This window comes from Rhodococcus sp. EPR-134, assembly GCF_001647205.1.
Lineage (GTDB): Bacteria > Actinomycetota > Actinomycetes > Mycobacteriales > Mycobacteriaceae > Rhodococcus_F > Rhodococcus_F qingshengii.
The window spans coordinates 1-23,573 of sequence record NZ_LVCT01000004.1 but is presented as its reverse complement, the minus strand read 5'-3'; the positions used below and the strand labels follow the sequence as shown (position 1 = coordinate 23,573).

Genomic DNA, 23,573 nt, shown 5'->3' with positions numbered 1-23,573 from the left:
GCGACCACTGTCTCGAGGCGGGCGGCGGCTTGTACTGCCACTCGCTGTGCACCGTGGATTCGATCGGCGACCGCGGTGGCGGCGGCAAACAAGTCGGCGCGAGAGAGGGTTGCGCCTTCGCCGAAACTGACCGCCGCTCCGTGGTCGTCGAAGATGCGGGGGTCGAGGGAGCGCAGAAGTGTGGATTCGCTGTTCATCGCGAGTTCCCTTTCTTTGAGCGAAGATTCAGACGGACCAGGGAACAACGAACATCAGCCAGGCGAGAATCGGCGTCACCACCATGATGGTCATGCCCCACCGCATCGTCAGCCCGAACACCACGTCGCGTTCTTCCGGAGCGGCGTTCGCGACCACCAGCGCGCCGTTGGTCGAGAACGGACTGCAATCGACCAGAGACGAGGAGATTGCCAGCGCGATGACCAGACCGGTTGCATTGACCTGACCGGTCATGAGGAATGGAATTGCCAAAGGGATGAGTGCGCCGAGGATTCCCGTGGTGGATGCAAACGCCGACACGATCGCGCCGATCAGACAGATCAAGAACGCCGCGAGAAGTGGAATCCCCACGTGTGCAACAGAATCCCCGAGCCACTGGACGGTGTTCTGGTTCTGCAGAAGAGCGACGTACGTGACGATTCCGCCGATGAGGAGCACGGTGCCCCAGCTGATCTTGTCGACGGCGCCGCGGGCGGAGGCCGGGAAGATCAGGGTGAGAAGTACCGCGACGGTCAGTGCGGTGAATCCGACGTCGAGGTCGAACACCAAGGCGCCGAGTGCAAGCGACGCCAGTCCGAGCAGGGTGAGTCGCCGCTCGAGATTGAGCGCTCCCTCGTGCGGAGCGGCCCCACCCGAGGACTTGCCGCCACCCTTCGAGCTGTCGCTGGAACCCGAACCGGTGATGGTGTCGCCACCGCCAGACGCATTGCCGACTGCGTTGACGAGCACGCGTTCGGAGGCGCCGCGCGCAATCAACGCGCGTCCGCCGAACGAGACGTACGCGATGGCAGCAACAACGGCCGCGGCCGCGAAGGTCGAGACGAACAGCAAGGCCGGGCTCGACGGGAGGCCGTTCTGACGCATGACGTCGTTGGTGATCACACCGAAGATTCCGATAGGGGAGAAGCTGCCCGCCGTTGCGCCCTGGACGACCATGAAGCCCATCAGCATGGGGTGGATCCGGTAGCGGGTGGCGAAGCCCATTGCCACAGGCGCGATGATGGCGACGGCAGCGGGACTGACCGCGCCCATGGCGGTGACGGCCGCGCACACCGCGAACATCGCCCACGGCACGAGGGCCACTCGTCCTCTGACCGCGCGGACTGCCGCGTGAATGATCCAGTCGACCGTGCCGTTGTTTCTGGCCAGCGCGAACAGGTAGGTGACGCCGACCAGGATGACGAAGAGGCTGGCCGGGAAGCCGTCGAGGATCTCGCTGGTATCGACGGTGAAGACCAGTGTTCCGACGACGAAGGCAGCCACCAGGGCGAGCGCACCCATGTTCACCGACCTCACGGTGGATATGACGAACACCAGGACAAGTACTGACAGGGCTATGACATTTGCCATCGAACTCTCAATCCGTTCGCGACCAGCTTGTGGTCTGCATCACTTGGAATTGGCCTAGCCTCTCTGCCACTGCTCCATTTGTCAAGTACACTCCGAGGCATGAATTCGACGTCATCGCCCGGCTCGCGCTCGGGCCTGCCCGGACGATTGAAGCGTCCGCGTCTGTATGAGCAGTTGGCCGAGCACATTTCGAATTTCATCGAGGCTCAAGGCCTTTCGCCCGGCGATCGGCTTCCTCCCGAACGCAGCCTGGCTGCCGAACTCGGCGTCAGTCGAGCGTCGCTGGCTCAAGCGCTCGTGGCCCTCGAGATTCGGGGCAGAGTCGAAATCCAGCACGGTAACGGTGCGGTGATTCGCGAAGCTCCGACGCCCGACGCGGGTAGGTCTGCAGACTCGGGAGTGCGGTTGCAAGACCGAACCGTCGATGAACTGACTGCTGCCAGGGAGGCGATCATGGCCGGCCTGGCTCGGGCGGCGGCGTCGAATCCCAACGCTGCGCTTCGGGTCGCGATGTTGACCGACGACGGGACCGCGAGAAACTTCGCCGAGACATGGCGCTGCGTCAGGCACCTGGCCGGTGGCGGCCTATTGGCTGATCTCGACGACACCATCGCCAAGCAGGCAGACGTGCCCGAGTCCTCGGCGCGACTGTCTGCGCGACTCGATCAGCTCGCCCACCGGATCATCGACGGTGACCAATCGGGCGCCGCTGACGCTGTTGCGGGAATCCTCTCCGAAACGGCCTGACGAATAACGACGGACGAGCGTCGGAAAAGCGCACGATAACCACTATGAGCATGTTCGCTCACAGGAAACTGTGCTGCGACGTAGCCCGGGAACCTGATCGGCAATGCGCACGTTGAACACAGTGACGACCGTTCCAACCAAGCGGCACGGCCGCTGGCGGGCATCGATGGGGCCGATCGCGGTAACCTGCAGGTGTCCGGTTGGCAGCCGGAAGGCGACCTGGCAGACCCGCACTCTCGAAAGGACCGGCCACATCGGCCGACCTGTATGAACCGTAAGACTGTGTTCCGTAACGTGCTACTCGTAGCCGTCGTGCTGTTGGTGATCTATGCCTTCAGCTACTTCAGCAACGACACCCGCGACTTCAAGACCGTCGACACCTCGGTCGCGATCTCCCAACTCGACGCCAAGAACGTTGAGTCGGCGCAGATCGACGACCGTGAGCAGCAGGTTCGTCTGTGGCTCAAGAACGGCAACGACGCCACCGACGGTAAGACGCAGATCCTGGCGAAGTACCCCGCGAGTGCGTCGGAGCAGATCTTCGACAAGGTCGAAGGCGCCGGTGCGGACAAGTTCAACACGACGGTCACTCAGGAGAGCTGGCTGACGTCGATCCTTCTATTCGTGCTGCCGATGATCATTCTGTTCGGCATCTTCTTCTTCGTCATGAACCGGATGCAGGGCGGCAGTGGTCGCGGCGGAGTCATGGGATTCGGTAAGTCGAAGGCCAAGCAGCTCACCAAGGACATGCCGAAAACCACGTTCGCCGACGTCGCCGGTGCGGACGAGGCTGTCGAAGAGCTGTACGAGATCAAGGACTTCCTGCAGAACCCGGCTCGCTACCAGGCGCTCGGCGCCAAGATTCCGCGCGGTGTGCTGCTGTACGGCCCTCCCGGAACCGGTAAGACGCTGCTCGCTCGCGCTGTCGCAGGCGAAGCCGGCGTCCCGTTCTTCACCATCTCCGGCTCGGACTTCGTCGAGATGTTCGTCGGTGTCGGTGCTTCGCGTGTTCGCGACATGTTCGAGCAGGCCAAGCAGAACAGCCCCTGCATCATCTTTGTCGACGAGATCGACGCCGTCGGTCGTCAGCGCGGCGCAGGATTGGGCGGCGGACACGACGAGCGCGAGCAGACACTCAACCAGTTGCTCGTCGAGATGGACGGCTTCGGTGATCGCACCGGCATCATCTTGATCGCCGCAACCAACCGCCCCGACATCCTCGACCCCGCACTGCTGCGTCCGGGACGTTTCGATCGCCAGATTCCGGTCGGCGCCCCCGACCTCGCCGGTCGCCGCGCGATCCTGCGCGTGCACTCGCAGGGCAAGCCGATCGATCCCAACGCCGACCTCGAAGGTCTCGCCAAGCGGACCGTCGGAATGTCGGGTGCTGATCTCGCCAACGTCATCAACGAGGCTGCACTGCTCACCGCACGCGAAAACGGGACCGTCATCACCGAAGCCTCGCTCGAGGAATCGGTGGACCGTGTTGTCGGTGGACCGCGGCGTAAGAGTCGCATCATCAGCGAGCACGAGAAGAAGATCACGGCGTACCACGAGGGCGGTCACACGCTGGCTGCTTGGGCAATGCCTGACATCGAGCCGGTCTACAAGGTCACGATCCTCGCTCGCGGACGCACCGGCGGCCACGCGATGACCGTGCCCGAGGACGACAAGGGTTTGATGACGCGTTCGGAGATGATCGCTCGTCTCGTCATGGCAATGGGTGGACGCGCCGCCGAGGAGTTGGTGTTCCACGAGCCCACCACCGGAGCGTCGTCCGATATCGACATGGCGACCAAGATCGCCCGCGCGATGGTCACCGAATACGGCATGAGTGCCAAGCTCGGCGCGGTTCGCTACGGACAGGAGGGCGGGGATCCGTTCCTCGGCCGTTCGATGGGCGTTCAGTCCGACTACTCACACGAGATCGCCCGTGAAATCGACGAAGAGGTGCGCAACCTCATCGAGGCAGCGCACACCGAAGCGTGGGCAATCCTCAACGAGTACCGCGATGCGCTCGACCTCATCGCTACCGAACTGCTCGAGCGTGAGACGTTGACTCGCAAGGACCTCGAGAAGATCCTTGCCGGCGTCGAAAAGCGTCCGCGCATCACGGCTTTCAACGATTTCGGTGGGCGTACGCCTTCGGATCGTCCGCCGGTGAAGACTCCTCGCGAACTCGCGATCGAGCGCGGCGAAACCTGGCCGGAGCCAGCTGCCGCACCTGTTCTCGTCAAGGCAGGTGCACCCAACAGCGGTGCCCCCAACGGTGGTCTCCCCAACAACGGTGGTCTCCCCAACAACGGCAACCAGGGACCCTCGAACGGCTACGCACAGCCTTCGTACCCGCAGCCGAGTGCTCCGCAGCAGACTCCGCAACCGGGAACACCCGACTACGGAGCGCCCGCCGGATGGTCGGCACCGGGTTGGCCTCCGCGTGAGAACCCGTCGCCGACGTACCCCGGACAGCAGTCGGGTGGGTACACCGGTGGACAGAATCCGACCCCGCCGAACCAGTCGCAGGGCCAGTACGGTCAGCCCCAACACGGTCAGCCCCAGCCCGATCAGGGGCAGTACGGCCAGCCGCACCCGGGGCAGCAGGCGTACCCGGAGCAGCCGCATCCCGGCCGCCGTTACCCCGCGCAGCCCGATTACCCGGTGCAGTACCCGGACAGTGGACCCTTCGCCGATCCGAACCGGGGAAACCCGTCGGGTGAAAACCAGTGGCAGAGCCCCGCACCGGAACAGCCGCAAACTCCTCCGCCGCATCATTCGGCTGAGGACGAGGGACCGAGCACCGTTCGCTGGGACGGACCGGACGGATCTCGCTGACCTTGCGCCACTAGGCTCTGCGGCGGGGGACCTGTGAACAATTCTCGAGGAGAGTTCGGTTGTCGGTGAATGATGTGGCCAGTGAACTGGTGTCGCTCGGAACGGGCCGCCCGTTCGATCAGGCGCGGGCAGAGGCTGCCGTACGGGAATTGTTGATCGCGGTCGGTGAAGATCCGGAGCGCCCAGGCCTGCTCGATACGCCGGCCCGGGTTGCGCGCTCGTACAAGGAGATCTTCGCGGGTCTGTACTCCGAACCCGACGACGCGTTGAACACAACTTTCGACGAGGGTCACCAGGAGTTGGTGCTCGTGCGAGACATTCCGATGTTCTCGACGTGCGAGCACCACCTGGTGTCCTTCCACGGTGTTGCTCACGTTGGCTACATCCCGGGAAAGTCGGGCAAGGTCACCGGTTTGTCGAAGCTCGCGCGCGTCGTCGACCTGTACGCCAAGCGTCCGCAGGTTCAAGAACGCCTGACCAGTCAGATCGCGGATGCTTTGATGCGCAAGCTCGACCCGCGTGGAGCCATCGTCGTCATCGAAGCCGAGCATCTGTGCATGGCGATGCGCGGTATCCGCAAGCCCGGAGCCAGCACGACCACGTCTGCGGTTCGTGGGCTCCTGCAATCCAGCGCGGCCTCGCGGTCCGAAGCGCTGGACCTCATCCTGCGTAAGTGAGCAAGATGTCCGCGGCTCCCGTTGCAGGCAGCGATCCGGCCCGGATGGTCGTGATGGGGATTCTGAACGTCACCGCCGATTCGTTTTCCGACGGTGGTCAATTTCTCGATCGTGACGCGGCGATCGCTCGCGGACTCGAACTGCAACGCATCGGCGTCGACATCGTCGACGTCGGCGGCGAGTCGACGCGTCCCGGAGCCACCCGCGTCGATCCGAAACTCGAGGCGGACCGAATTGCCCCGGTGATCGAAGAACTCGTGGCAGCCGGAATTCGCGTCAGCGTCGACACGATGCGTGCTTCCGTCGCCGCCGCCGCGATCGAAGCGGGCGCAGGCATCGTCAACGACGTATCGGGTGGTCGCGCAGACCCCGACATGGCCTCCGTTGTGGCCGACGCCGGAGTGCCCTGGATCCTCATGCATTGGCGCTCGGCCGGTGACTACGTCCATCGTGGCAGCGCCGATCACTACGACGACGTGGTCCGCGACGTCCGTGACGAACTGCTGTCGCAGGTCGATCTGGCGTTGAAGGCAGGGGTCGATTCGTCGTCGATCATCCTCGACCCCGGCCTCGGGTTCGCTAAGAACGCCGACCACAACTGGGCACTGTTGCGCGCACTACCCGAGTTCAACGCGACCGGATTCCCGGTACTGGTCGGCGCTTCCCGAAAGCGGTTCCTGGGGTCTCTGCTCAGCGATCCCGACGGCAATCCGCGTCCACCTGGTGGCCGCGAGACTGCGACGGCCGTGGTCTCCGCCCTTGCAGCGCGCGAAGGCGCCTGGGGAGTTCGGGTGCACGACGCACAAGCTTCGCTCGACGCCATTGCCGTGGTCGACGCCTGGAACCGTGGACGAGAAAGGGCCTGACATGGGGGACCGAATCGAATTGCGCGGACTGAAGGTTCGCGGCAATCACGGAGTGTTCGACCACGAGAAGCGTGACGGTCAGGACTTCTTCATCGACATCACCGTATGGATGGACTTGGCTCCCGCCGCGGCGTCGGACGACCTGACGCAGACCCTGCACTACGGCGAGTTGGCGGAAGCCGCCGCAGCGATAGTCGCCGGCCCGTCGCGCGATCTCATCGAGACCGTCGCCGCGGAGATCGCCGACGACGTCATGAAAGATTCGCGAGTCGAGAGCGTCGAGGTTGTTGTCCACAAACCGTCGGCACCGATTCCGCTGGTTTTTGCGGACGTCGCCGTCGTCGCACATCGGACCCGATCGGCATGACGCGCGCTGTTCTGTCGATCGGTTCCAACATCGGCGACAGCGTGGCTCACCTGCAGTCCGTTGTCGACGGGTTGGGCAGCGCCGTCGTTGCTGTCTCACCGGTCTACTCGACCGCGCCGTGGGGTGGCGTCGAGCAGCAGGATTTCTACAACGCGGTGGTGGTGGTCGACGATCCCGAAGCCGATGCCGCTGAATGGCTTCGCCGCTCGCAAGCTCTCGAGGAAGCCGCAGACCGGGTGCGCGAACAGCGGTGGGGGCCACGGAGCCTGGACGTGGACGTAGTCGACTGCGAAGGCGTCGTCAGTTCCGATCCCGTGCTCACACTTCCGCATCCGCGCGCGCATCTTCGGGCATTCGTTCTCGTTCCTTGGCTGGACGTCGAGCCTGACGCGACGCTGATCGTCGACGGCCAGAAGTTGCCGGTGGCACAAATTCTCGACGGCCTCGATCGCACTGAGCGCGAAGGTGTCCGCATTACCGATGTGGTGCTTGCGCGGTGACCGAAAACGACAAGGGTTTGAAGCCGACCCGGATCAGTGAACTCGCGGTACTCGCCGCAGTGGCGGCCGTGGCCACCTGGATTCTGATTCGCGTGTTCTACGGTTCGATGCCGCCCATCCCTGTTTATGCGGGAGCGTCGCTGTACTTCGTGGCCGTTGCCGAGGCCGTCTTCGCTTTTGTCATTCGTTCACGCGTCAAGAACCGGCAGGTCGGCGACGGGCTCAGACAGCTTCATCCGATCACCGCCGCCCGAGCGCTGGCATTGGCCAAAGCATCCGCTTTGGTCGGTTCAGCTACCGTCGGTGTCTGGGTCGGAGTGCTGGTGTATCTCATCCCACAGCGCTCGGTTCTGCAGGCTGCAGCCTCCGACACGCCGGGCGCGTGGGTGGGGTTGGGCGCCGCAATTGCGCTGGTAGCGGCAGCTCTGTGGCTCGAACATTGTTGCAAGACGCCGGAAGATACACCTGACGAGCCTGCGCACTGACAGCCTGGTCGGCAAATCACCCACCGAGGTACGTGGCGACCCCGGTCTCGGCAAGTACCCTGGCAACCATGACAAATTCTGGTCGATCGAAGTCTGCGCGCCGAAGCAAGCGCAGCGCGAGCCAGATGATCATTGCTGCTCTTCTGGCACTTGCTGTCATTGCTTCGCTGTTTCTGATTTTCAGTAACAGCGTTCAGCTTCTTCGGGTGGGTCTGGTCGTCGCTCTGTGGGCAGCCACCCTCGGCGCTATCGCCATGACCAAGTATCGGCGTGAGTCGGCACTGGACAAAGCCAAGGTTGCCGATCTGCAGACCGTGTACGAACTGCAGCTCGAACGTGAAATTTCTGCTCGACGCGAGTACGAACTGAGCGTCGAAGGTCGCGTGCGACGTGAGGTGACCGCGGACGCGGAGGAGCTGGCCGGGTTGCGCGCCGAATTGGTGGCGCTGCGCCGAAACCTCGAAGCACTGTTCGAAGGTGGGCTGCTGCCCGAACAGACCGCGCTCAAGACCGATTCGACGCGAGTGCCGGAACTTGGCGGTAGTTCGTACGGCGCGTACCAGCCGGCACCGTCGGGGTTGTACGTTCCCGGCGCCGGCCAGAGCGGGCCCAGCCAACCGGCACCGAACGTCGGCGGCTTGGCTTCGCCCAACGACGATCCGGTGACTGCTGAGACAACCGTCGTGTTCGCGGAGACGTCGTGGCGTGACAGCAGCTTCGTGGCGCCGCGCGTCATCCCGACCCAGAAGTCTCGAGAGACGCAGAAGCCACAAGAGACGCAGAAGCCCCAGAGCGGGAACCAAGCACCGAGTTCTCCGGTGAGTTCCTCGCCGACACGAACGGTGAAAGACGTTTCGGTGAAGAAGGATTCGGAGCCGGTCGCGCCGGTCGAGCCTGAAGTCAAGGCTCCCGCCCAGGCCCCGAACATCGAAGATGCCGTCATCGAAGACGCTGTCGTCGAAGAGGTACCCGAGGTTGTTCCCGCGGTTGTTCCCGAAGCTGTCGCGGAAGCTGAACCCGAATCCGCTGCGGAGCCTGACGCGGAGCCGCGACGTCGTCGCCGTGCTGCTCCGGAAGATGCCGCCAGTGGTGCTCATTCCAACGGATTGACCGTCGCCGAAATCATGGCGAATCTGAGTTCGAACAACCCGTCCGAAGGCTCCGGTCGACGCCGTCGCCGAGAGGACTGAGTCGCAGATCACTCGCCCGGCCATGGCATGACGGTTCGGGCGAAGGATATCCTCGGACGCAGAACGTCTGGTACCCGCCGAGCGGGACTGGAACGAACGAGAGGAATCCGGTGACTTCCTTCGGGATCACTAATGGACCTGCACCTGCGCGATTGACGGTAGGAATTGTCTCCGCAGGCAGGGTCGGAACAGCTGTCGGTGCCGCATTGGAGCGAGCCGGTCATGTTGTCAGCGCTTGCTCCGCCGTCTCCAGCGCCTCGGTTGCCCGCGCTGTGAAGCGGCTTCCCGATACCGAAATTCTTCCGGCCGCCGACGTCGCAGCTCGTTCCGAGTTGCTGATTCTCGCCGTTCCTGACGATCAACTTGCGGATCTTGTTCGAGGTCTGGCGGCCACCCATGCCGTCAAGCCGGGCACGCTCGTCGCCCATACGTCCGGTGCCAACGGGATCGCGATCCTGACTCCACTCACCGAACTGGGCGCACTACCCCTGGCTATCCATCCGGCGATGACGTTCACCGGTCACGACGAGGACACCGCACGGCTGTCGTCGGCATGCTTCGGAATCACCGCTGCCGACGACATCGGTTACGCGATCGCGCAGTCACTGGTCCTCGAGATCGGCGGCGAGCCCGTCCGAGTGCGCGAGGAGAACCGCGCGCTCTACCACGCCGCACTGGCTCACGGCAGTAATCACCTGGTCACGCTCGTGGTCGACGCCGTCGAGGCCCTGCGAGCGTCGTTGCAAGGTGACGAGCTGCTCGGTCAGCAGTTGGTCGACGGCGATCCGGGTGGAGTGGCCGAGCGAGTCCTGCAGCCGCTGCTGTCGGCGGCCTTGGACAACGCGCTACGACGCGGTCCCTCGGCGTTGACCGGCCCGGTGGCACGCGGCGACGCTGCTGCTGTCGACACACATTTGCGCGTACTGACAGACCTGGATCCGGAGCTCGCTGCCGGCTATCGGGCGATGTCCTTGCGATCGGCCCAGCGGGTGGGCGCCCCCACCGAATTGTTCGACATCTTGACTGAAACGGGAGGTGACCGTCGTGAGTGATCTGCAGGGCGGATACAAGCGCGGCGAACTGACGGTGCACCACGATCCGGACAAGCTTCGGCGCGTCTCGCGGGCACTGCGAGGTGTCGGGCGTCAGGTGGCGCTCGTTCCGACGATGGGTGCGCTGCATGCCGGCCACATCGAACTGGTTCGTCAGGCCAAGGTCACCGGCGCCGTCGTGATCGTTTCCATCTTCGTGAACCCGCTCCAGTTCGGTGCCGGTGAAGACCTGGACGCGTACCCGCGCACTCTCGATGCGGATCTCGACCTGTTGCGCGCCGAGGGCGTCGAATTGGTGTTCGCGCCGAGCGCCAAGACGATGTACCCGCGGGGCCAGCGCACCACCGTCGTGCCGGGCCCGTTGGGTAGCGAACTCGAAGGCGGAGCGCGCCCCACTCACTTCGCGGGAATGCTGACGGTAGTGGCGAAGTTGCTGCAGATCGCGGCACCCAATCACGCGTACTTCGGTGAGAAGGACTACCAGCAGCTGACGCTCATCCGTCAGATGGTGTGGGATCTCAACTTCGATGTACAGATCATCGGAGTTCCGACGGTTCGCGAGTTCGACGGTCTCGCGTTGTCCTCTCGCAATCGCTACCTCGACGAGAACCAGCGCGCGGCAGCGGTCGCGCTGTCCGCCGCTCTGATCGCCGGTGCACACGCGGCGGCTGGGGGAGCGGAAGCAATCCTGGAAACCGCACGCGCTGTTCTGGCAGCTGTTCCGGAAATCGAGGTCGACTACCTCGAGGTTCGGGGCGTCGATCTGGGCCCCGCGCCCGAGCGAGGTGACGGTCGACTGTTGGTGGCCGCCAAGCTCGGAACCACCCGTTTGATCGACAACGTCGGTGTCGCGGTGGGAACCGGCTTCCTCGAGCGTGACACCGACCCATCCGCCGACGCCATCGACGACCTGCTGTCTCACTGAGCACTTTTCACGAGTAAGGACCTGGATATGTTTCGCACGATGATGAAGTCGAAGATCCACCGCGCCACCGTGACTCACGCCGACCTGCATTACGTCGGCTCCGTCACCGTCGACCAGGATCTGATGGACGCCGCAGACCTCCTCGAAGGCGAACAGGTGTGCATCGTCGACATCGACAACGGTGCGCGTCTCGAGACGTACGTCATTGCCGGCGAGCGCGGAACTGGTGTCATCGGAATCAACGGTGCGGCAGCGCATCTGGTCAAGCCAGGCGACCTGGTCATCCTCATCGCCTACGGCGTGATGAACGAGCAGGAAGTCAAGGAGTACTCCCCGCGCGTAGTCTTCGTCGATGCCGACAACAAGCAGATCGAACTCGGTTCCGACCCGGCTCACGCGCCGGAGGGTTCGGGTCTGATCACCCCACGCATGCTGTCGACGCTCGAGGCCTCGCGCGAATCCAGCCTGGTGTAATCCATGCTGCTCACGGTCGACGTCCGGAACACCAACATCGTTCTCGGTCTGTTCTCCGGGACTGGTGAGTATTCGAAGCTGTTGCAGGACTGGCGAATGCGAACCGATCCTCGGATGACTGCCGACGAGTTGGCGTTGACCTTCCGTGGGCTGTTGGGTTCTCATGTCGATCAGATCACCGGCGTTGCGGCGCTGTCGACAGTGCCGTCCGTCTTGCGTGAAATCCGTGTGATGCTCGAGCGGTACTGGGGTCACGTTCCCCATGTGGTGGTCGAACCGGGTATTCGCACCGGTGTGCCACTGCTGGTGGACAACCCCAAAGAGGTGGGAGCCGACCGGATCGTCAACAGCCTTGCCGCTCACCATCTTTACGAGGGGCCGTGCATTGTCGTGGACTTCGGTACGTCGACCTGTGTCGACGTCGTTTCCGCCAAGGGTGAGTTTCTGGGCGGCTGCATCGCGCCCGGACTCGAGATCTCGACCGATGCCTTGGCGTCGCAGTCCGCTGCGCTGCGCAAGGTCGAATTGGTGCGCCCGCGTGCGGTGGTCGGCAAGAATACCGTCGAATGCATGCAGTCCGGTGCGGTATTCGGCTTTGCAGGCCTCGTCGACGGATTGGTCAACCGCGTCCGCGACGAACTACCGGAGTTCGGTGGTGACGACGTCTCCGTGATCGCGACCGGGGACAGCGCACCGCTGATCATTCCCGAGTCCGACACCATCGATCACCTCGAACGGGACCTCACCCTCGAGGGGCTGAGGTTGGTCTTCGAGCGCAATCAGGCGCGTCGTGGATCCGGTCGACGACCCGTCGCCTGATCGATGGTTTCGTTCCAGCGGTTTCGCGATTGCAAAAGTTATGCCACAATGGTGCTCGTGAATCGCTGCATGGGTGCTCAGGAGTGTTGTCGAGGCTGACCGCTGCCTTGACCAATTCACATTCCTTGGAGCTAGCTCGTGCTATCCACATATTCTGCAGATCTCTCTGTTTTGACCCCGACTCTCGCTGCTGATCGTGCTGTTTCCGCAGGTCGTAGCGCTAATCGTGGGGCGTCCGGACGCCGTCCGAGTGGTGCGTCGTTGCCTACCCGCCTTCGCCCGGCCGATCTGCTGCGTCTGACCGACGAGGGAGCAAACGGCGTGCTCGACGGCCGTTTCGACCACCTCATCCCCGACACCTTCCCGACGCTCGACCGTTGGTCCACCCGCTTGCACGCGGACGACGACGTCGATGTGTGGCTCATCAGTTGGGTACCCGAACGCAACACCGAATTGCACGACCACGCAGGCTCGTTCGGCGCCTTGACCGTCCTCAGTGGTTCGCTCACCGAATTCCGTTGGGCCGGTGACGCCCTGGTGGAACGCCAGCTCGACGCCGGCGACCAGGCTTCGTTCCCGCTCGGCTGGGTTCACGATGTCGTGCGTTCGACGGATGCTCCCGGTGCTCCGATCGAAATCAGCTCTGATGCACCGACTCTGAGCGTTCACGCGTACTCGCCGCCGCTGACGGCAATGTCCTTCTACGAAGTGACGGATCACCGGACACTTCGCCGCACCCGTACCGAGCTGACCGACCTGCCCGAGGGGGGCACCAAATGACCATCGACCAAATGCTCGACGACGCTCGCGCACAGATCGATCGTATGTACGTCTTCCAGCTCACCGAAGCCTTCCACCGCGGCGCGATCTTCGTCGACATTCGCCCGCAGGCGCAGCGCGCCATCGAGGGAACTCTTCCCGGTGCACTCGCGATCGAGCGGAACGTGCTCGAATGGCGCCTCGACCCCACCAGCAGCGCACACCTCGCGTTGGCCACCGACCACGACGTCGAGTGGGTGATCGTCTGCTCCGAGGGCTACACCTCGAGCCTGGCCGCAGCGTCGTTGCAGCAGTTGGGTCTGCACAAGGCCACCGATCTCGTGGGCGGGTACCAGGCGATCAAGGCCGCCGGCCTGCTCGGTGCGCTCAGCGGAGTTCGTCATTGCTCCCGCGAGCTGGCGGCGGTTTCGGCTCATTGAGGTATTTGCTGTGCGCCTTTATTAACCGCGGGCGGTTAATAAAGGCGCACAGCGGGTCTGGCGGTACATCTTCGGGCTCATTCCGTGATGACGGGTGAACGCGGTTGTGAGGGCAAAGGGGCTCGAGTAGCCCACTTCTCGCGCGATCGACGACACCGTTCGTGCCGGGTCTGCAAGTAGATCCGCCGCCACGGACAGTCGCCACTCGGTCAGATAGCCGACAGGTCCGAGCCCCATGAGGCTGGTGAACCGGCGCGCGAAGGCCGCTCGCGAGCTGCCGGACTCCTGGGCCAGGCTCGCGACCGTCCAGGGGTGTTCCGGCCGATTGTGTATGAGCCGCAAGGCATGCCCGATGACGGGATCCTCGTAGGCCTTGATCCATCGCGGTGATCGATTCGGGTTCTCGGCGAACCACGTACGGACCGCCGATATCAGGACAAGGTCCAGGAGCCTGTCCAGCAACACTTCCTGCCCTGGCCCGTCGGCGGCGATCTGTTGTTCCAGAAGGTTTGTCATCGGCGCGGTTTCGATGCTGCGTCGCACTACCGCGACGGGTGTCAGGCTGTCGAGGATCTGACGGCTGACATAGGAGTCCAAACGGTATGTGCCCGTGAGGATGACGGTCTGACCACTGGTCGAGTTGCCCCAGGTGCGAACGCCGAGAACTGACATGTCCTCGAGCGCTGTGCCGTCGACCGCAGCGCAATTCTGTGCTTCGTCGATCAGTACGTGGACTGGTGTGTCCGGGTGATCGGCGACCGTATACGGATCGGGGCCGCGCAACAGTGCAACGTCGCCGGCCTCGAGATCTTCTGTCTGTCCGGTGTCGGAGACGACGACCGCGCTGCCTCGAACCAGAACCAGCACGGTGATCGGTGCGTGGTCCTCGATACGTAATGACCACGGTGGATCGAGCAGCGAGCGCAGTAGAAAAGCGCCCTCCGCCCGCGATCCGGCCAGCATCATCGACAATGCATCCATGCTTCGACGGTAGACGCTGACGTATGTTTTTGCGACCTTGGGCTATGGATCGTATTGACGCTCCGCGGTCGAATGAGTGCATGACGACAACAAGCGACTTTCAATCGGCAGTAGTGATCGGTGGTACCGGCAAGACCGGTGCGCGCGTTGCGCAGAGGCTGACGGCGGTGGGAATCCGTACCCGAATCGCATCGAGAACATCCGGGGCGCGTTTCGACTGGAACGATCAAACGACGTGGCAGCCAGCAGTGTCCGGCGTCGACGTGGCATATGTGACGTATGCGCCAGATCTGGCTGTTCCGGAATCGAGCACCCACATCGAGGAGTTCGCGGAGCTTGCGTACCGCGAAGGGGTTCGTCGCATGGTGCTCCTGTCCGGGCGCGGTGAACCGGCGGCGCAGAAAGCCGAGCAGGTTCTCGCCGACAGCGGTCTGGAATGGGCTGTGGTGCGGGCCAGTTGGTTTGCCCAGAACTTCAGTGAGGGGTACCTACTCGATCCGATTCGGGAAGGCCACCTGGCACTTCCGGTCGGCGAGGTGGGGGAGCCGTTCATCGACGTCGACGATCTCGCCGACGTGGCGGTGGCCGCATTGACTCGAACCGACCTCCTCGGCCGAGTTCTCGAGGTGACAGGTCCGGAGTTGCTCACCTTCGCGGCGGCGGTGGATGCGATTTCGACGGCGTCGGGTCGTCTCGTGACATTCGAAAGAATTGGACTCAAACAGTTTTCCGACGGCATGGCGGAGGTCGGCGTCCCGAGTGACGTCGTGGAGTTACTCAGGTACCTGTTTGCCGAGGTTCTCGACGGACGAAATCAAAGTGTGACCGGTGTCGTCGAAGAGGTCCTGGAACGACCCGCTCGAGATTTCACCACTTTTGCCGCCGAGGCTGCCCGAACGGGGGTCTGGTCGTGAAGAAATCCGAGATTTTCTTGGAGTTGCTGCTCGGGGTGACTGCGCTCGGCGCGCTCGTCGCCGGTGGTGCGTTGTTTGCCTTCTCGTCCTTCGTGATGCCCGCTCTGCGGTCGGTCGATGCACATACCGCGATCACGTCGATGCAGGCGATCAACGTCGAAGCGCCGCGTAGTGCGTTGATGCTGCCGCTGGTCGGATCGGCGCTCACCGCGATCGCCGCTGGAATCTGGGCAGCGATCTCCAGACCGGACGGCTGGGTCCTTGCTGTCGTCGGTTGCGTCGGGGTGCTCGCGTCCTTCGCGGTGACCGCGATCTACCACGTCCCTCGCAACGACGCTTTTGCCTCGGTCAGCGCTACCGACGCAGCCGCATGGGCGTCGTACGAGGCGGGTTGGACGGTGTGGAATCACGTCAGGGTTGCGCTGTACCTCCTGTCGGGAATCGTGCTCGCGGTCGCCGCGGTGCTACCAGCAACAAACGCGGTGGACACGGCCCAGTAGTCTTGTACCCCGTGAGTGATGTAGAAGCCCAGCCAGTCGACGACACCCCCGAGCAGCTCCGTATCCGGCGCGAGAAGCGTGAGCGGATCCTGGCGCAGGGGCAGGAGGCGTACCCGGTCTCGGTTGATCGCACCCACACGCTCGCGCAGATCCGCGCGGAGTACCCGGAACTCGAGCCGGACACGGCGACTGGCGTGCTGGTCGGCGTCGTCGGCCGCGTCATCTTCATGCGCAACACCGGCAAGCTGTGCTTCGCGACTCTGCAGGAAGGCGACGGTACCCAGCTGCAGGCCATGATCAGCCTTGCCGGCGTCGGCGAAGAGGCGCTGGCTGCCTGGAAGTCCGACGTCGACCTCGGCGACTTCGTCTTCATCCACGGTGAGGTCATCAGCTCCCGTCGCGGCGAGCTCAGCGTGATGGCCGACGCGTGGCAGATCGCGTCCAAGTCGCTGCGCCCCCTGCCGGTTGCTCACAAGGAAATGAGCGAAGAGTCCCGGGTGCGTCAGCGCTACGCGGATCTGATCGTTCGCCCCGAGGCTCGGGACAACGCCCGCAAGCGCGTCGCTGTTGTCCGTGCGCTGCGCAATGCACTCGAGAGCCGCGGCTTCCTCGAGGTCGAGACGCCGATGCTGCAGACGCTGCACGGCGGCGCGGCAGCTCGCCCGTTCGTCACGCATTCGAACGCCCTCGACATCGACCTGTACCTGCGTATCGCGCCGGAACTGTTCCTCAAGCGTTGCGTCGTCGGCGGTATCGAGAAGGTCTTCGAGATCAACCGCAACTTCCGCAACGAGGGAGTCGACTCCACTCACTCGCCCGAGTTCGCGATGCTCGAGACGTACGAGGCCTACGGCACGTACGACGATTCCGCGAAGATGATTCGTGAACTCGTCCAGGAAGTTGCGCAGGAAGCATTCGGCACGCAGGTCCTCACCCTCGCCGACGGTTCCGAGTACGACGTCAGTGGCGAGTGGCAGGTTCTCGAGATGTACCCGTCGCTGTCGGCTGCCATCGGCACCGAGGTCACGCCGGGTACGACGGTCGACGAGCTTCTCGCTCTGGCGGAGAAGGTCGGCCTCGAGGTTCCCAAGGACAAGGGTTACGGCCACGGCAAGCTTGTCGAGGAGCTGTGGGAACACCAGTGCGGCGATCAGCTGTACGTGCCGACGTTCGTCCGTGACTTCCCGGTCGAGACGTCGCCCCTGACCCGTGATCACCGCAGCAAGAAGGGTGTCACCGAGAAGTGGGACCTGTACATCCGCGGATTCGAGTTGGCGACAGGCTACTCCGAACTTGTCGACCCGGTCATCCAGCGTGAGCGCTTTGTCGACCAGGCGCGCCTCGCGTCGGCAGGCGACGACGAAGCGATGGTGCTGGACGAGGAGTTCCTCGCCGCGATGGAACAGGGCATGCCGCCGACCACCGGCACCGGCATGGGAATCGATCGACTGCTGATGGCTTTGACTGGTCTCGGTATTCGCGAGACGATCCTCTTCCCGATCGTTCGTCCGTCCGCTCGCTAGCTTTACTTCGATCAAGGTTCGGCCGCACATGTTGCGGCCGAACCTTTTTCAGTTGAGGCGCTCCCAAGGTATTCGATAGTTCCCAACGACATTCGCCTGCGGCAAAGGATTCATCCATGCGCGGTCGCCCGAGTTTCGGACTCTCGAATTGTTGCGATGATTTGGTCGATCGTGCCCTGGTTGAGTGCGTCAGGTAGTCCCTGATCCGACTGGACAAGGAAGACCATGACCTCGGCTGTGGAGTATCCGGGTGTGGTGACGACATCGAATTGTGCTGAGGGCGGATAGCATTCGTTGTCCGCCGGGATATTTGTGACGGTTGCGGCGTGCCGGATCGCAGGGCGTCCGGAGATGGTGAAATTCGTGGGTCCGCCGTAAGCGATACTGGCGAGAGTGCCGTTCTTGGAGGCGAAGATTGCGCTCGGTAGAGGTCTTTTCTCGAGCCGTCGTCTGTCATGATTCCCCCGTCTGGATGCATCCCCCGATGCGTCGCGAGGAGTGTATCGGCACTGTCCTTGTCGCAAGACAAGTCGACCGGCATACCCGGTGGCGAGAAGTCCCAATCATCCTGACGAGCCGAGACAGGACGTTTGTCCAGGTGCTATTGTCGCTGCTTATCGAAGGATCTGGGGAGGAATGGTCGTGGTGAAAAAGGTTGTTGTCACGATGGTTGACGATCTGGACAAAAAATCGCCCGCCGACGAAACTGTGGAGTTTTCCGTCGACGGAGTTGCTTACGAAATCGATCTCACCGCCGCCCACGCCGCGGAACTGCGCGATGCACTGAAAAAGTGGATTCCTCATGCGAGAAAGTCGAATTCCGCCAAATCAGTCAACGGAGCGGTGACCAAATCCCGTCCCGTTGCGGACCGCGATCAGAGTGCCGCCATCCGCGAATGGGCCAAGGGTGCAGGCTTCGAGATTTCGGCCCGCGGTCGTATTTCCACCGAGGTGCGCCGAGCCTACGAAAAGGCCGTCTGAAATGGATCGCGAATGGATTCGGGCGCATTTTGCCGAAACGGATTGATAACGCGTTCTAGTTTGTTAGCGTCTGCACGGTTCGCATCTCTCGTAGAGGAGTCGGTCGTGCACAGAAACAGGTTGTTCGGGGGCGTGGTTCTTGCCGCTCTGATGCTCGTCGGGTTCACCTCCGTGGCTTCGGCTCAGGCCCCGTTGCCCGTGCCCAATGCCTTCCTTGCCGGTGTTCCTCAGGAGTTGGGAAATCCTGGCGGTTCAGCTCCTGGATCCAATGACTTTTCGTGTAAACCGACTGCCGAACATCCCAATCCGGTTGTGCTCGTTCACGGAACGGGTGGAAACAGGCAGACCAACTGGGCCACCTATGCGCCGTTGCTCGCCAACGAGGGCTACTGCGTCTTCGCGCTGACATACGGCAACTTCCCCGAGCAGCCGTGGCCGTTGTCGGCCATCGGTGGAATGCAGGAAATTCCTTCCAGCGCAGCGCAATTGTCGAATTTTGTCGATCAAGTACTTGATGCCACGGGTGCTACATCGGTAGATCTGATCGGACATTCCCAGGGCACCATCATCAACGGGTACTACGCGAAGTTCCTCGGTGGTGCCGACAAAGTGGACAACATCGTCTCGGTGGCGTCGCTGTGGAAGGGAACGCTCGGAAACGAGCAGGCAAGTGTCGGCCGCAGCCTTCGCGAACTCGGGGTATCCGAGGCAGCGCAGGCCGGATTCCCGATCTGCAAGGCATGTCTGAACATGGGGGCAGGCTCGGAGTTCATCGAAAATCTCCGTGCGGGAGGCGTTTACGCGCCGGGTGTTCACTATACGAACATCACGACCCGCTACGACGAACTGGTGCTGCCGTATACAAATGGGCTGGAGCCTGGGCCGAACGCCACCAACATCGTCGTCCAGGACGGTTGTGAGCAAGACATCTCCGATCACCTCGCCATCGCGGCATCGCTGCGCGCCGCGACTTTTGCTCTCAATGCACTCGACCCCGCGCATCAGCGGCCGGTACCGTGCAACTCGGTATTGCCCGTCGTGGGTTGATCACTATGCGGAGGCCTTCGGTGGGGATTCGAACATGCGTGGGCGCTCTCGCTGTGGCGGGAGCCGTGGCCGTGTCCGCGCCGTCTCTTGCGTCGGCGAACGAACCTCTTCCCGTCCCGTCCGGTTTCCTCAGTGGAATCGCCCTCGAAGCGACCAACCCGGGCGGATCGGCCCCTGGCACCAACGACTTCTCGTGCACGCCTTCCGCTGCTCATCCTGATCCAGTCGTCCTGGTGCACGGGACGGCGGCCAACCGTCAGACCAATTGGGGCGTACTCGCACCCGTACTAGCCAACGAGGGATACTGCCTTTTTGCGCTCACCTTCGGGAATCGAACGGACCAGCCGTGGCCGATTTCCGCAGCCGGCGGTCTCGCACCACTCGGAGACAGCGCAGGGCAGCTGTCGGACTTCGTCGACGACGTTCTCTCTGCGACGGGTGCCTCGAAGGTCGACCTGATCGGGCACTCCCAGGGGACGACGGTCAGTGCCTACTACGCCAAGTTCCTCGGCGGTGACACGAAGGTTTCCAAGATCGTCTCCATCGCTCCGTTGTGGGACGGCTCGGAGGTCGGGCCGCCGGAAGGCGTCGGGGGACCGGATTTCGACAACGCCACCTTCGTGACCGAACTGCGCGACGCGGGCGTCTACTCCGATGACGTCGAGTACACCAACATCGTGACTCGGTTCGATCAAGTGGTCGTTCCGTACAGCAGCGGAATACTGGCCGCGTCGAACGCGTCGAACATAGTTGTTCAGGACGGTTGCGAGCAGGACCTGTCGGATCACATCGCGCTGGTGGCGTCGCAGCGAACGGCGACTCTGACGCTCAACGCGCTGGATCCGTCGAATCCGCGTGAGGTGCCGTGCGCTCGGGTACTCCCGATATTCGGCTGATCAGGCGTCGAAAATCGCTGTTCGCTTCAGGCGTACAGGAACCGGGAAACGATTCCCTCAGCTGCGACGTTGTGAACGGTAAGCAGTCCGGCTTCCGCCGCCAATCGGGTGGAGGAGCAGCAGGTGGACTTCGCGCCCTCTAGAGTAATAAGTGGGGTCGTGCAACCTTTGTCGATTCGTGGACGTCAGTCCGCTGACCGGCGAGGCGATCAGTCTGTAGTGCCGGAGCGAAACGCGGCGACCAGGGACGAGACATCCGGTCTCGAACCTGCCCGCCGGAGAGTGTGAGGGAGAGCGATGTTCGAGAGGTTCACCGATCGCGCGCGGCGCGTTGTTGTCCTGGCTCAAGAAGAAGCCAGGATGCTCAACCACAACTACATCGGCACGGAGCACATCCTTCTCGGCCTCATTCACGAGGGCGAAGGTGTCGCAGCCAAGTCGTTGGAGTCGTTGGGTATCTCCCTCGAGGGAGTCCGCAGCCAGGTCGAGGAGATCATCGGCCAGGGCCAGCAGGCTCCGTCCGGTCACATCCCCTTCACACCGCGCGCCAAGAAAGTCCTCGAGCTGAGTCTGCGCGAAGCGCTGCAGCTCGGACACAACTACATCGGTACGGAGCACATCCTGCTCGGTCTCATCCGTGAGGGTGAGGGCGTAGCAGCCCAGGTTCTGGTCAAGCTCGGTGCCGATCTCAACCGCGTCCGCCAGCAGGTCATCCAGCTGCTGTCGGGCTACCAGGGCAAAGAGCCCACCGAAACCGGTGGCACCCGCGGAGAGGCCGGCACGCCGTCCACCTCGCTCGTGCTCGACCAGTTCGGTCGCAACCTGACGCAAGCTGCCCTCGAAGGCAAGCTGGACCCGGTCATCGGCCGCGCGAAGGAAATCGAGCGTGTCATGCAGGTTCTCTCGCGTCGTACCAAGAACAACCCGGTTCTCATCGGTGAACCCGGTGTCGGTAAGACCGCTGTGGTCGAGGGCCTGGCTCAGGCAATCGTCAACGGTGAGGTCCCCGAGACCCTCAAGGACAAGCAGCTGTACACGCTCGACCTCGGGTCGCTCGTGGCCGGCAGCCGTTACCGCGGTGACTTCGAAGAGCGCCTGAAGAAGGTTCTCAAGGAGATCAACACCCGCGGCGACATCATCCTGTTCATCGACGAGCTGCACACCCTCGTGGGTGCGGGCGCGGCCGAAGGCGCTATCGACGCGGCCTCCATCCTCAAGCCCAAGCTTGCTCGCGGTGAGCTGCAGACCATCGGTGCCACCACGCTCGACGAGTACCGCAAGTACATCGAGAAGGATGCTGCTCTCGAGCGTCGTTTCCAGCCCGTTCAGGTGGGCGAGCCGACCGTCGAGCACACCATCGAGATCCTCAAGGGTCTTCGTGACCGCTACGAGGCTCACCACCGTGTCTCCATCACGGACGGTGCTCTCGTGGCAGCGGCGACGCTGGCCGACCGCTACATCAACGACCGTTTCTTGCCGGACAAGGCGATCGACCTCATCGACGAGGCGGGCGCGCGAATGCGCATCCGTCGGATGACTGCACCGCCGGACCTGCGCGAATTCGACGATCGCATCGCCGACGCGCGTCGCGAGAAGGAGTCCGCGATCGACGCGCAGGACTTCGAGAAGGCTGCGAACCTGCGTGACAAGGAGAAGACCCTCGTTGCTCAGCGCGCTGAGCGTGAGAAGCAGTGGCGTGCGGGCGACCTGGACGTCATTGCCGAGGTCGACGACGAGCAGATCGCCGAGGTTCTGGGCAACTGGACCGGTATCCCCGTCTTCAAGCTCACCGAGGAGGAGACCACTCGTCTGCTCCGCATGGAAGAGGAACTGCACAAGCGGATCATCGGCCAGGAAGAGGCGGTCAAGTCCGTCTCGAAGGCGATCCGTCGTACGCGTGCAGGTCTGAAGGATCCCAAGCGTCCCTCGGGCTCGTTCATCTTCGCCGGCCCGTCCGGTGTCGGTAAGACGGAGCTCGCGAAGTCGCTCGCCAACTTCCTGTTCGGCGACGACGACGCCTTGATCCAGATCGACATGGGCGAGTTCCACGACCGCTTCACCGCTTCGCGTCTGTTCGGTGCCCCTCCCGGGTACGTCGGATACGAAGAGGGCGGCCAGCTCACCGAGAAGGTGCGCCGCAAGCCGTTCAGCGTCGTGCTGTTCGACGAGATCGAGAAGGCACACCAGGAGATCGACAACACCCTCCTGCAGGTGCTCGAGGACGGCCGTCTCACCGACGGTCAGGGACGTACCGTCGACTTCAAGAACACGGTGCTGATCTTCACGTCCAACCTCGGTACGTCTGACATCTCCAAGGCAGTCGGCCTGGGCTTCAGCTCAGGAACGGGCACGGAGTCGAACTACGAGCGCATGAAGCTCAAGGTTCATGACGAGCTGAAGAAGCACTTCCGTCCCGAGTTCTTGAACCGTATCGACGACATCGTCGTCTTCCATCAGCTCACGAACGAGCAGATCGTTCAGATGGTCGACCTGATGCTCGCTCGCGTCGAGGCGGCACTCAAGAACAAGGACATGGCCATGGAGGTCACCGACAAGGCCAAGTCGCTTCTGGCCAAGCGCGGATTCGATCCCGTACTGGGTGCACGACCGCTGCGTCGCACCATCCAGCGCGAGATCGAGGACCAGATGTCCGAGAAGATCCTCTTCGGAGAGATCGGACCCGGCCACATCGTGCTCGTCGACGTCGAGAACTGGGACGGCGAAGGCTCGGGCGAGGACGCGAAGTTCACGTTCACGCCTACCAAGAAGCCGATCGACGTGCCGGACGCACCGCCGATCGAGCTGACCAAGGCCGGCGAAAGCGAAAGCGCAGCAGAGTAGTACAGCAGAGTAGGTAACGAACGGGCGGCACCTCACCGGTGCCGCCCGTTTCGTGTATCACGGGAGAGGGCGTACACATGAACGACATCGAACTGGGTCACCTGCGCCGTTGCGTCGAATTGGCAACGGAAGCATTGGATGCGGGCGACGAACCTTTCGGTTCCGTCCTGGCAGCGGCCGACGGAACATTT

The 23,573-nt window shown here is 63.1% G+C and carries 23 protein-coding genes and 2 pseudogenes; 22 read left to right on the top strand and 3 right to left on the bottom strand.

All coding sequences use genetic code 11. The annotated features are described in order from the left end of the window. Together A2J01_RS00235 and A2J01_RS00230 are read right to left on the bottom strand one after the other, a co-directional pair. A pseudogene (locus A2J01_RS00235) lies at positions 1-197 on the bottom strand (acyl-CoA synthetase); the annotation flags it as partial. Between the two features lie 28 nt (positions 198-225). Beyond that, positions 226-1,566 carry an SLC13 family permease gene (locus A2J01_RS00230; RefSeq protein WP_064111369.1) on the bottom strand — a complete coding sequence of 447 codons (1,341 nt, stop codon included), beginning with the start codon at positions 1,564-1,566 and terminating at the stop codon, positions 226-228. A 99-nt stretch (positions 1,567-1,665) separates the two neighbouring features. Between A2J01_RS00230 and A2J01_RS00225 the strand changes: the two genes are divergently transcribed. The 14 genes from A2J01_RS00225 to A2J01_RS00160 all read left to right on the top strand — a co-directional run bounded on the left by A2J01_RS00225 (position 1,666) and on the right by A2J01_RS00160 (position 13,699). Next, on the top strand, positions 1,666-2,313 hold the full coding sequence (locus tag A2J01_RS00225; RefSeq protein ID WP_007727006.1) for a FadR/GntR family transcriptional regulator: 648 nt from the start codon (positions 1,666-1,668) through the stop codon (positions 2,311-2,313). A 267-nt stretch (positions 2,314-2,580) separates the two neighbouring features. Continuing rightward, a complete protein-coding gene (gene ftsH, locus A2J01_RS00220) occupies positions 2,581-5,145 on the top strand; it encodes an ATP-dependent zinc metalloprotease FtsH (protein ID WP_064111367.1) in 2,565 nt (854 codons plus the stop codon). A 59-nt stretch (positions 5,146-5,204) separates the two neighbouring features. Continuing rightward, positions 5,205-5,822 (top strand): GTP cyclohydrolase I FolE, encoded by a 618-nt coding sequence (folE, locus tag A2J01_RS00215; RefSeq protein WP_019746783.1) that lies wholly within the window; start codon positions 5,205-5,207, stop codon positions 5,820-5,822. A 5-nt stretch (positions 5,823-5,827) separates the two neighbouring features. Beyond that, on the top strand, positions 5,828-6,688 hold the full coding sequence (gene folP, locus A2J01_RS00210) for a dihydropteroate synthase (protein WP_020968349.1): 861 nt from the start codon (positions 5,828-5,830) through the stop codon (positions 6,686-6,688). A 1-nt stretch (position 6,689) separates the two neighbouring features. Next, positions 6,690-7,055 (top strand): dihydroneopterin aldolase, encoded by a 366-nt coding sequence (folB, locus tag A2J01_RS00205; RefSeq protein ID WP_003945780.1) that lies wholly within the window; start codon positions 6,690-6,692, stop codon positions 7,053-7,055. After that, positions 7,052-7,555 carry a 2-amino-4-hydroxy-6-hydroxymethyldihydropteridine diphosphokinase gene (gene folK / locus A2J01_RS00200; RefSeq protein WP_007727001.1) on the top strand — a complete coding sequence of 168 codons (504 nt, stop codon included), beginning with the start codon at positions 7,052-7,054 and terminating at the stop codon, positions 7,553-7,555. The genes folB and folK overlap by 4 nt, the downstream gene beginning before the upstream one ends. A 17-nt stretch (positions 7,556-7,572) precedes the next feature. Beyond that, positions 7,573-8,040 (top strand): DUF3180 domain-containing protein, encoded by a 468-nt coding sequence (locus A2J01_RS00195; RefSeq protein ID WP_153213529.1) that lies wholly within the window; start codon positions 7,573-7,575, stop codon positions 8,038-8,040. A 68-nt stretch (positions 8,041-8,108) separates the two neighbouring features. Beyond that, positions 8,109-9,230 (top strand): DUF6779 domain-containing protein, encoded by a 1,122-nt coding sequence (locus A2J01_RS00190; protein ID WP_179090775.1) that lies wholly within the window; start codon positions 8,109-8,111, stop codon positions 9,228-9,230. A 110-nt stretch (positions 9,231-9,340) separates the two neighbouring features. Continuing rightward, a complete protein-coding gene (locus tag A2J01_RS00185; protein WP_003945822.1) occupies positions 9,341-10,282 on the top strand; it encodes a Rossmann-like and DUF2520 domain-containing protein in 942 nt (313 codons plus the stop codon). After that, complete coding sequence (gene panC / locus A2J01_RS00180; RefSeq protein WP_175280118.1) at positions 10,275-11,207, top strand: pantoate--beta-alanine ligase; 933 nt, start codon at positions 10,275-10,277, stop codon at positions 11,205-11,207. The genes A2J01_RS00185 and panC overlap by 8 nt, the downstream gene beginning before the upstream one ends. Positions 11,208-11,234: 27 nt before the next feature. Continuing rightward, positions 11,235-11,681: an aspartate 1-decarboxylase gene (panD, locus tag A2J01_RS00175; protein ID WP_003945761.1), complete on the top strand. Its 447-nt coding sequence runs from the start codon at positions 11,235-11,237 to the stop codon at positions 11,679-11,681. Positions 11,682-11,684: 3 nt separating this feature from the next. After that, positions 11,685-12,500, top strand: a complete 816-nt coding sequence (locus tag A2J01_RS00170) for a type III pantothenate kinase (RefSeq protein ID WP_064111365.1) — start codon at positions 11,685-11,687, stop codon at positions 12,498-12,500. A 261-nt stretch (positions 12,501-12,761) separates the two neighbouring features. Next, complete coding sequence (locus tag A2J01_RS00165) at positions 12,762-13,280, top strand: cysteine dioxygenase (protein ID WP_007726989.1); 519 nt, start codon at positions 12,762-12,764, stop codon at positions 13,278-13,280. After that, a complete protein-coding gene (locus A2J01_RS00160; protein WP_003945445.1) occupies positions 13,277-13,699 on the top strand; it encodes a rhodanese-like domain-containing protein in 423 nt (140 codons plus the stop codon). Before A2J01_RS00165 ends, A2J01_RS00160 begins: the two co-directional genes overlap by 4 nt. A gap of 21 nt (positions 13,700-13,720) precedes the next feature. On the opposite strand, the gene A2J01_RS00155 is transcribed toward A2J01_RS00160, so the two are convergent. Continuing rightward, positions 13,721-14,680 (bottom strand): AraC family transcriptional regulator, encoded by a 960-nt coding sequence (locus A2J01_RS00155; RefSeq protein WP_064111363.1) that lies wholly within the window; start codon positions 14,678-14,680, stop codon positions 13,721-13,723. 80 nt (positions 14,681-14,760) lie between these two features. Here A2J01_RS00155 and A2J01_RS00150 point away from each other — a divergent pair, with 80 nt between their 5' ends. From A2J01_RS00150 to A2J01_RS00110, 8 genes and pseudogenes are all read left to right on the top strand, one after another. Continuing rightward, a complete protein-coding gene (locus A2J01_RS00150) occupies positions 14,761-15,594 on the top strand; it encodes an NAD(P)H-binding protein (RefSeq protein ID WP_064111361.1) in 834 nt (277 codons plus the stop codon). Then, positions 15,591-16,094 (top strand): anthrone oxygenase family protein, encoded by a 504-nt coding sequence (locus A2J01_RS00145; protein WP_064111359.1) that lies wholly within the window; start codon positions 15,591-15,593, stop codon positions 16,092-16,094. Before A2J01_RS00150 ends, A2J01_RS00145 begins: the two co-directional genes overlap by 4 nt. A gap of 11 nt (positions 16,095-16,105) precedes the next feature. After that, positions 16,106-17,617: a lysine--tRNA ligase gene (gene lysS / locus A2J01_RS00140; protein WP_064111354.1), complete on the top strand. Its 1,512-nt coding sequence runs from the start codon at positions 16,106-16,108 to the stop codon at positions 17,615-17,617. Between the two features lie 642 nt (positions 17,618-18,259). After that, positions 18,260-18,598: a histone-like nucleoid-structuring protein Lsr2 gene (locus A2J01_RS00130; RefSeq protein ID WP_003945673.1), complete on the top strand. Its 339-nt coding sequence runs from the start codon at positions 18,260-18,262 to the stop codon at positions 18,596-18,598. A gap of 150 nt (positions 18,599-18,748) precedes the next feature. After that, entirely contained in the window at positions 18,749-19,645 is an 897-nt protein-coding gene (locus A2J01_RS00125; RefSeq protein WP_047269726.1) for an esterase/lipase family protein, read from the top strand. A 38-nt stretch (positions 19,646-19,683) separates the two neighbouring features. Continuing rightward, positions 19,684-20,541 (top strand): esterase/lipase family protein, encoded by an 858-nt coding sequence (locus A2J01_RS00120; protein WP_064111348.1) that lies wholly within the window; start codon positions 19,684-19,686, stop codon positions 20,539-20,541. Positions 20,542-20,838: 297 nt separating this feature from the next. Next, positions 20,839-23,382 carry an ATP-dependent Clp protease ATP-binding subunit gene (locus A2J01_RS00115; protein ID WP_064111343.1) on the top strand — a complete coding sequence of 848 codons (2,544 nt, stop codon included), beginning with the start codon at positions 20,839-20,841 and terminating at the stop codon, positions 23,380-23,382. Between the two features lie 77 nt (positions 23,383-23,459). Then, positions 23,460-23,573, top strand: a pseudogene (locus tag A2J01_RS00110) (nucleoside deaminase); the annotation flags it as partial.

Excerpts from the sequence above, each read along its gene's own strand:
- A2J01_RS00230 (WP_064111369.1), bottom strand. The coding sequence starts at position 1,566 with ATGGCAAATGTCATAGCCCTGTCAGTACTTGTCCTGGTGTTCGTCATA.
- A2J01_RS00225 (WP_007727006.1), top strand. The coding sequence starts at position 1,666 with ATGAATTCGACGTCATCGCCCGGCTCGCGCTCGGGCCTGCCCGGACGA.
- ftsH (WP_064111367.1), top strand. The coding sequence starts at position 2,581 with ATGAACCGTAAGACTGTGTTCCGTAACGTGCTACTCGTAGCCGTCGTG.
- folP (WP_020968349.1), top strand. The coding sequence starts at position 5,828 with ATGTCCGCGGCTCCCGTTGCAGGCAGCGATCCGGCCCGGATGGTCGTG.
- folB (WP_003945780.1), top strand. The coding sequence starts at position 6,690 with ATGGGGGACCGAATCGAATTGCGCGGACTGAAGGTTCGCGGCAATCAC.
- folK (WP_007727001.1), top strand. The coding sequence starts at position 7,052 with ATGACGCGCGCTGTTCTGTCGATCGGTTCCAACATCGGCGACAGCGTG.
- A2J01_RS00190 (WP_179090775.1), top strand. The coding sequence starts at position 8,109 with ATGACAAATTCTGGTCGATCGAAGTCTGCGCGCCGAAGCAAGCGCAGC.
- panD (WP_003945761.1), top strand. The coding sequence starts at position 11,235 with ATGTTTCGCACGATGATGAAGTCGAAGATCCACCGCGCCACCGTGACT.
- A2J01_RS00170 (WP_064111365.1), top strand. The coding sequence starts at position 11,685 with ATGCTGCTCACGGTCGACGTCCGGAACACCAACATCGTTCTCGGTCTG.
- A2J01_RS00160 (WP_003945445.1), top strand. The coding sequence starts at position 13,277 with ATGACCATCGACCAAATGCTCGACGACGCTCGCGCACAGATCGATCGT.
- A2J01_RS00155 (WP_064111363.1), bottom strand. The coding sequence starts at position 14,680 with ATGGATGCATTGTCGATGATGCTGGCCGGATCGCGGGCGGAGGGCGCT.
- A2J01_RS00150 (WP_064111361.1), top strand. The coding sequence starts at position 14,761 with ATGACGACAACAAGCGACTTTCAATCGGCAGTAGTGATCGGTGGTACC.
- A2J01_RS00125 (WP_047269726.1), top strand. The coding sequence starts at position 18,749 with ATGCTCGTCGGGTTCACCTCCGTGGCTTCGGCTCAGGCCCCGTTGCCC.
- A2J01_RS00115 (WP_064111343.1), top strand. The coding sequence starts at position 20,839 with ATGTTCGAGAGGTTCACCGATCGCGCGCGGCGCGTTGTTGTCCTGGCT.